The organism is Edaphobacter aggregans DSM 19364 (genome assembly GCF_000745965.1).
In the GTDB taxonomy this organism is placed as follows: domain Bacteria; phylum Acidobacteriota; class Terriglobia; order Terriglobales; family Acidobacteriaceae; genus Edaphobacter; species Edaphobacter aggregans.
Window position 1 is genome coordinate 1 of sequence record NZ_JQKI01000199.1, and the last position, 7,540, is coordinate 7,540.

General features: G+C 54.3%; 6 protein-coding genes and 1 pseudogene. 3 read left to right on the top strand and 4 right to left on the bottom strand.

All coding sequences use genetic code 11. The features are described from left to right. Positions 1-292: 292 nt before the first annotated feature. Positions 293-1,525: pseudogene (locus Q363_RS29165) on the bottom strand (ISNCY family transposase); the annotation flags it as partial. A gap of 217 nt (positions 1,526-1,742) precedes the next feature. Here Q363_RS29165 and Q363_RS29170 point away from each other — a divergent pair. Continuing rightward, positions 1,743-2,141, top strand: coding sequence for a hypothetical protein (locus tag Q363_RS29170; RefSeq protein ID WP_035357736.1), 399 nt, complete (start codon positions 1,743-1,745; stop codon positions 2,139-2,141). A gap of 100 nt (positions 2,142-2,241) precedes the next feature. Here the strand turns inward: Q363_RS29170 and Q363_RS29175 are convergent, their stop codons facing one another. The 3 genes from Q363_RS29175 to Q363_RS45720 all read right to left on the bottom strand — a co-directional run bounded on the left by Q363_RS29175 (position 2,242) and on the right by Q363_RS45720 (position 4,999). After that, the gene (locus tag Q363_RS29175) at positions 2,242-2,979 is read right to left on the bottom strand and encodes a hypothetical protein (protein WP_157467824.1); all 738 of its coding nucleotides are present in this window, start codon (positions 2,977-2,979) and stop codon (positions 2,242-2,244) included. Positions 2,980-3,399: 420 nt separating this feature from the next. Next, entirely contained in the window at positions 3,400-4,176 is a 777-nt protein-coding gene (locus tag Q363_RS29180) for a toll/interleukin-1 receptor domain-containing protein (RefSeq protein WP_035357739.1), read from the bottom strand. A 694-nt stretch (positions 4,177-4,870) separates the two neighbouring features. Further along, positions 4,871-4,999, bottom strand: coding sequence for a hypothetical protein (locus Q363_RS45720; protein WP_281176103.1), 129 nt, complete (start codon positions 4,997-4,999; stop codon positions 4,871-4,873). A 657-nt stretch (positions 5,000-5,656) separates the two neighbouring features. On the opposite strand from Q363_RS45720, the gene Q363_RS29195 reads away from it, so the two are divergent. Together Q363_RS29195 and Q363_RS29200 are read left to right on the top strand one after the other, a co-directional pair. Further along, on the top strand, positions 5,657-6,031 hold the full coding sequence (locus tag Q363_RS29195; protein WP_035357742.1) for a YybH family protein: 375 nt from the start codon (positions 5,657-5,659) through the stop codon (positions 6,029-6,031). A gap of 308 nt (positions 6,032-6,339) precedes the next feature. Further along, positions 6,340-7,227, top strand: coding sequence for an alpha/beta fold hydrolase (locus Q363_RS29200; RefSeq protein WP_245632546.1), 888 nt, complete (start codon positions 6,340-6,342; stop codon positions 7,225-7,227). The last annotated feature ends 313 nt before the right edge of the window (positions 7,228-7,540 follow it).

Consider the following 7,540-nt stretch of genomic DNA (forward strand, 5'->3'; position numbering starts at 1 on the left):
CTCTGGCTGTGGATCGACCAACCCTTTCAGCCTCCGCCCCCGCCAGCCTTTGAGCAACTGCCATTATCCTTGACATAACTTGGACAGCAGAACCTTCACTCAATCTCGAACGACGGAGAAATAAGTCTACCCACCTCAAATAACTTAGACAGCAGCCTCAATCCCAGAGCCCTTCCGCCCCCCGGTTTCCGGCGCCCTACCTGAACTCCAACAGGCGCTCGCGCTCTCCCTCTACCCCTATGTCTTCAGCCTTTGTCCAATTCCATCCCTGCTAATTTGGACGGCAGTGCTTTGGGACATACTTTATATCCTGCTGGGCCTTGATGAGCGCGAGTGCATGTCCGAGCCGCTTGTTCTCAACGATAGCGGTGTGGCTGACTCGCTGGTCCTTGTCGAACACCCGGTAGGGAAGCACCTGTCCCTTCCAACGTACCTCCAGTCTTCCATCCGCGAAGTCATAAAGATCCACGTACTGGCCGCTTAGTTCTTCAGACGCAGGACTGCGCTCGAGGATGAGCTGCTTGCGGTCGTAGGCGAGAGTCAACTGCTGACCGACATGACGCTGTTCGCGATGGCACAGAATATCGCTCAGTCGGTCAGCACTCAGGTTCAATCGGCGATGCAGATCTTCCGGCTTCGCCGCTTGAACAGAAAACTTCTCGTTGAAGCGGTTCAGAAACTCCGGCAGAAAGTCGTTGCCAGCCTGTATGTCGCAGACGTTATCGAGTCGCAGCTCCTTCACCAAACGGTCCTGAAGTGTACGGTTGGCTCGCTCCACGCGGCCCTTGGCCTGACTGGAGTTCGCACAGATGATCTCGATGTTCAGCTCGGCTAATGCACGGCCGAACTGCGTCATGCCTGCTCCACCCTTAGCGTCCCGGTTGATGCGGAACACGGTGTGCTTGTCCGAGTAGAAAGCAACAGGACACCCGTGAGCGTCGAGATAGCCGCGCAGACAGTCGAAGTAGGACGACGTGCTCTCGCTCGGCACGAAGCGCAACTGCATCAGCTTGCCGGTGGCATCATCGATAAACACCAGCAACGAACACGCTGCACCACGCTCTTCGAACCAGCGATGATCGCTCCCATCGATCTGGATCAGCTCGCCGTAGCTCTCGCGCCGCAGACGGGGCTGGTGGAAGCTACGGCGTTGCTTACGCGACAGCCATAGCCCATCCTCGACCATCCACTTGCGCAGAGTCTCGCGCGACACCTTGACGCCATCCTTCGTGAGAAGCATTTCCGCCGCCAAGCTCGGACCAAAGTCCTTGTAGCGCAACCGCACAAGTTCGATCACGTACTCGCGGATCCCGGCGATCAGTTGGTTGTTCGAGGTGCGGCCGCGGGCCTTGTGGATCATCGCGCCGCCACCGCCATCGCGGTACGCTGCCAGCAGCCGGCGCGTCTGTCTAGTGCTCAGCCCCAGAACGGCTTCGGCCGAGATCTCGGTGCGTCGCCTTGCCAGAACCTCAGATAAGACTTCGATCCGTTGCAGTTCCTGTCCACTCATGCTGAAAAGATCCAATCTCCGCCTCCGATATCTCTCGGAAGGGTAGTTTGGACATTTCAACTTTGCAGAAACCGGACATTTCTACTTTGCGCGTACAGCTCCACTGTACATAATGCACATTATCAGACGTAGAATCAATAACTTGCGAGATACATCTAAGGTATCATAGCTATCCCAAGAGGATGGTATTTCTGGTATTTCTATATTGCTGTCTCACCCGAAAGTAGGTTCGATGTCAGTATTCTCTGCCGACGGCAGGCTGCGGATGACAATCAAGAACAACTGGAAGTTCTTGGTAATGGTGGTGGCTCTCTGTGCCACCCTCTTCTATCTCTTCGACTTTACAGGTCTCCAATCCTGGGTCATGAGCTATCTCTTTGTGAGTATTCTTGCCAGTACAGACAAACCCGAGGAGAAAGAACTTAAGAACATCGCAAAGCGTGTGCCTATTGTCATCCTGCTTGGCGTGGCACTGCTCACCGAGTACGACAATAAGCGGTACGCCAGTCTTAAGAGTGATACTGATCACGTCGAATCCAGGATGGATGACGCGGGTGACAAACTAGGTGATATAGACAGCCGTGTCGATGACCTCGAACAGAAGATTTCCAACATTGAATCAGAAATGTAAGCGAACAACCGAGGCCCTGGGCATGCCTGAAAGTACATCAGGGAGTGCGATTGAGGACTAGCTGTGGTCCTCAGTCGCACGCGGCGGGTGTGGTGACCCCTTATAGATCGCTGTAGACGATGGCGAGATAACGATGATTGATGTGGTTCGGATAGTCATCTTCGAATGTCCAGCCTCGGCGCTGCAACTGCGTCTTCCAGCCGCGCTGCTTCCGGTCGAAGCCGTACCAGAGCGATACGGTTTGGTTCCAGCGACGGATGTGCTCAGGCATGTAGCCGTAGGGTAGAAGCCCAAGAATTACGGTGTTGCTGTACGTAAGCGGAAGATCGCGCACAGCCGCGTCGAGTTGGCGGCTGTGCAGCTTCCACCATTCGGGCTGAACACGCAGGCCAAACTGATAGCCGTCGCGCATCGGTCGAAAGAAAAAGGTCGGTCCGGTCATGATTTCACCAACACCGGGCGTCCACGTTCCCGCGCCACAAGGGATCTGTTTATAAAGATTTAGCGTCGTGCTGTAGTCTTGATCGTCAGAGCGTGCGAAGACAGCGGCGCTTATGGCGGTAAAGGTAAAGTTCTCGAACGTCGGGCCGTCGGCGGGGGCAAGTTTCAGGTCTTCCCACAGCGTTTCATAGTTGACGCCGACGATGAGGCGGTATGGCTTGAACGCGGCAATTTGCTTCAAGATATAAAGCCACATAGCGATGAGCGCGAACGCACCCCCAAGTAGCAAAGCCGCCTGAAAATTAAGCCCTCCGTAGGAGTGCAGTAATACCGCCGCAGCTACTGCAATAACCAGCAAACCAAAACGCTCGACTAGTACAGCAAACATACGATTCATACGTACCAAGGGACACCTCAAGAAACGTAATGCTACGTACGCTAAGGCGAAGTCAGTTCATCTTATGCGATCGCTTTGGTGCGCTTGACTGGCACCCTTGAACGGAGCCTCGGCCTATATTTCGAATTCTCACGAAAGCTCCATTTTTCGGCTACTCCACCATGTGATTTGAGTTCGATTCGAAGTGCGGACTGCAAGGCGCGTAGCGCTTCCGACAGCATCTCCTGATTCTTGATCGCAGAGGCAATGAAGAGCGGGAGAGTGTTGTACCCTGCAGGCCGATCATCTAACGTGTAAAACAACGAGCCCTTGGTCCGCTCCCACGATAGTGTTCTGACATCGCATCCTTTGACGTAAGAAGTCGAAACGTGGAACGGCGAAATAATCACGTCAATCTGCCTCGGAAACCTGCGGAATGTCTTAATAAGACTCTCGCTCTGCACAAAAAGGAACCTTGCGATGCGCCAAATATCCACCCAGTCGAGCGGCGAGTAGAGTTCGAATTGTCCATCTCTCAATGGCAAATGTCCGTTCCAGCCTTCCAACCATAGGTTGGTTAGGCATATAAAAAAAGCACGTCCACGTGCCCAGCGTCGCGATAAAGACACTGAAGCGCCTCAATCCGTCAATATTAGGAATCCTTGTGCTGAGAGGATTGTCCGGAAGCTCTTTGTTGCGGGCAATGAGTTCAACCTCGCCGTGAACCTTGAACCCAGTGCGTTCTACAGAAGCCTTTGCAAGTTGGCCTAAGGCTCGCGAATCTAGGATTGCTGTAGCCTTGGGCAGCGCCTTTGCTGAAGCGACCTGAAGACTGCGCTTCAGCTTCGAGAACTCTTTATCAAAGTTGGAGCACAGATTCGCATAGAGCCGAGTGCTATCCCACTCCGGCATCGGAGTACAGGGGTCGATCATACCGGCAAAAAGGATTTTTCTCTGCTCAGTGGATTCGCGAGCGAGGGCGCAGGTAACTTCGTAACGGACTGCTTTGCTTACAACGGATGCTTGAGAGAGAAGCACAAGGACAACATCAGCATCACCAACCATCCGTTTCATTTCAGGCTTGGTTGATTTCGAGAGTTCAAAGTAATCCTGATCCATGAGGATCTGAAATGAAACGTCGAGCAAAGTCCGAATCTTTTGTGCTTCTGCCTTATTCGCGTGACAATAGCTGATCATCAGCTTGGGCTTATCAGCCATCGTACTAACCCCTTCTGCCACAAGCCGAAGTCGTAAGGAGCACCAGCAGCACAAGCATTTGCATAGTCCAACAGGCTATCATCGGTCGAAGCCAGAAGCGTCTCACCCATTGGTAGTAGTCGCCTGATTATTCCTGGGCGTCGTCCCATCCGCGCTGCCAAGCCTTGCTCTGTGTCGTATCCAGCTCTTTCCCATTGAGTCCTGCTGCCTGAAACCCGATCTCACGGTCCGCCAATCCCTCATAGCGGCGGTGGTGCTATTGTCCTTTAGATCCTGCCCACCTTCGAGCCAGATCGTGTGTTGGTATAGCTTTTGTGGTATTGCGTCCGATGCATCATCGGGGCGGCCGCTTCACAAGCGGTATACTCTCCGAAAGGGAGCTTGCCATCTATGATCGTTTACAAATGCGATCTTTGCGGTGAAGTCCGGGAGTGCAGCCAACGAGAAATCGAGCAGACCGAATATGACATCTGTGCCGATTGCTGGAATGCGCTCGCGGACAAGCTAAAAGACAAGGGAAGGCCCAAAAGAAGCGAGAAACTGTCAATTTCCCACTCTCCGGTGGTCGTTCCCCAGCAGCCCGTACAGGAGCCGAGACGGCCGTTCCCCGGACAACCACCTGACATTGTGGCCGGCGCAGGCCAGGTAAACTGAGCGATTTCCTCGGCGCCGTAATGAGATTCACCCCAGCCAGTTATTCCTGCGCTTCTGCCCAGCCGCGATGCCACGCTTTGCTCTTCGAGTCGTCGAACTGCTTTCCATCCATTCCCGCTTGGAATCCTTCGCTGTAATCGGCGAGCTGGTGAAGGTTATCGTCCTCCATCTCTGGCTCGACCGGAATATCATCGCGCTCCGGCGGCTGTAGGTTGTCAAAATAAGTGAAATCTTTGTCAGAAATAGTGAAATAGTTTGTCAGAAATAATGAATTTCCTGTGCGTCGCTGGACGCATAAGCTGACAAACGGCCCATTCGAGAGGCTCGAATGGGCCGTTTGTGGTGTTCATTGGGCACTCTCCTCCGCTTCGACTTCGCGCGCCTGCTTTCCCATCGCTTCCACTATGCCCTTGTAAGCACTCCGGTGCAGAAGCTCATGCCCCGCCTCGTGGACTGAAGCCCGTTTTTCCGTACCAAACTGGATTATTTGTTGAACAGTCCTTGCTGCATCGAATTCTTGGCCAAAATGTGCCTCCTCGCATCTGTCAAAAGCGGCTGTACCTCATTTCGAACAGAGGCGTATTCGGACTCAAGCAAAAGATTGAATTGCCTGTCGAGGCTAATTACCTGACCGCCATCATTAAGGGCCAACCCCGCCGGGACAAATGTCCGCAAAGCTCAGCTTCGACAGTCGTATTTATCGCACCGTGGTGCGACTGAAGGTATCTGCGAAGCGGCCAGGTTCGAGTGCGGCGGCTAGGCCTGTGTGTTCTAGAGCGTGTCTTGTTAGGATGTTCCAGAATCGTACACGACAAGGAAGTACCGAATGCCGGCCTACAGTCCTGCGGAAATACATAGTCTCTTCCAGCATGCCTTCAACCTCGGCGATGTTGAAGCCTTGGTCGCTCTGTATGAGCCCAATGCGGTTCTAGTAGTTGACGGCCAGGATGTGATAGGCCGAGAGAGCATAAGGAAGGCGCTCCGGAACCTTCTTCCGGGGCGTGGTCTGATGACCCTTGAAACGCGTGCTGTTGTCGTATCGCAGCAAGGTTTGGCGGTGCTGCACGGGAGCTGGGTGATCGAGCCTCCAGCGGGAATGGGAGCCGAACTCGCGACTCGGGGGCTCAGCACTGAGGTGGTTCGTAAACAGCAAGACGGAACCTGGCTCTTCGTCATCGATAACCCGTATACGCCAGCGTAACTGACGACACCTACTCGCCCCGGTGTTTTGTGGGAGCGGCATTCAAGGCTTCAAGGGCCAATCGTACAGACAGGCCCATCCGGGCTCAGTGAGTGAGTGGTCGGCAAACAGGAAGTAACCAGCCAAACGAAGATCCCAAGAAGGCGTCGTAGTGTATGAAAAACGTGGTTTGCGGCAACCTCGACCACCAGGGCACCCGATCAGTCTCGAACTTGCCGGAAACGCGACTTCAGGGGCACTTCACGCACAGGCAATTTGGCGCGTCATCACAGAACCCCTCCAGTCGACATGGGCGTTTATAGTTACCTATGATGGAATTCCGCGATAACGAACTCCTGAGCTTTGAGGCGACCGGTGTTCCGGTTCTTCCTGTCGCGGACGCTTCCGGTTTCGTCGAGAACAAAGGATCGCGCATCTGGTACAGCGTTTATGGCGATGGTGCGCCTTTGATCCTGCTGCACGGTGGCCTGGGCCATAGCGGAAACTGGGGACATCAGGTCCCCGCTCTGATCGAAGGTGGCTACCGTGTTGTTTTGATCGACAGCCGTGGACATGGTCGCAGCACACGAGACCACCAGCCCTATTCCTACGAGCTCATGGCATCGGATGTGCTAGCCGTAATGAATCTTTTAAATCTTGAAAAAGCCGCTCTGATTGGCTGGAGCGATGGCGCCTGCACCGCGATGGTTCTTGGCGCAACGCACCCTGCTCGTGTTTCGGGCGTATTCTTCTTCGCCTGCAACATGGACCCGAGCGGCGTGAAGCCGTTCAGGCCTACGCCCGTACTGAACCGTTGCTTCGCTCGGCACAAAGCTGATTATGAAGAGCTCTCGGCAACCCCAGGACAATTCGAACGTTTTGTGGAAGATGTCGGCCTAATGCAGCGAACACAGCCGAATTACTCCACGGAGGATCTTGCGACAATCAAAGTGCCCATTATGATCGCGCAAAGTGAGAAGGATGAGTTCATCACAAAGGAGCACGCGGAGCATTTGGCTCGCACCATTCCAGGTGCCTCTTTTCTGCTTCTGGAAGAAGTCAGCCACTTCGCTCCGTGGCAGCAGCCAGCAAGGTTCAACGCGGCCGTCCTTGCATTTCTCACCCAGATCGCGGCAAAGGTTGAAAGCACTACTTCTGAACGACAGCGTTACGGCGCGAGAACGCTGATTGATCCTGATATGTCGGCTTCTCGGTAGTAATCCTGCAAGATTTCAACGGTCGTTCCCTGGAAACGTTAGGTTCAAACGTTAGGTTCCTATCGGGGCTGCCCCGGTAGGCGAGGCAGGGTTGAGCGTGGTTCTTTCGGTCGGGGCAGTTTCGATAGGATCGTTTGAACTGAGCCGCTGGCGTTTGCGGCGGACGCGGTGATCTACCTATGGATTTTCAATGGCGCGGGCTGGCTGATCGAGGCCAAGGCAGGGGCAAAAATTGAACCAACGGAGTTGGGGAGCCCCGTGAGTGGGCAGAACTGCGCTCTGCAAGGTGTGAGCGAGTGCCGTATACATGGTG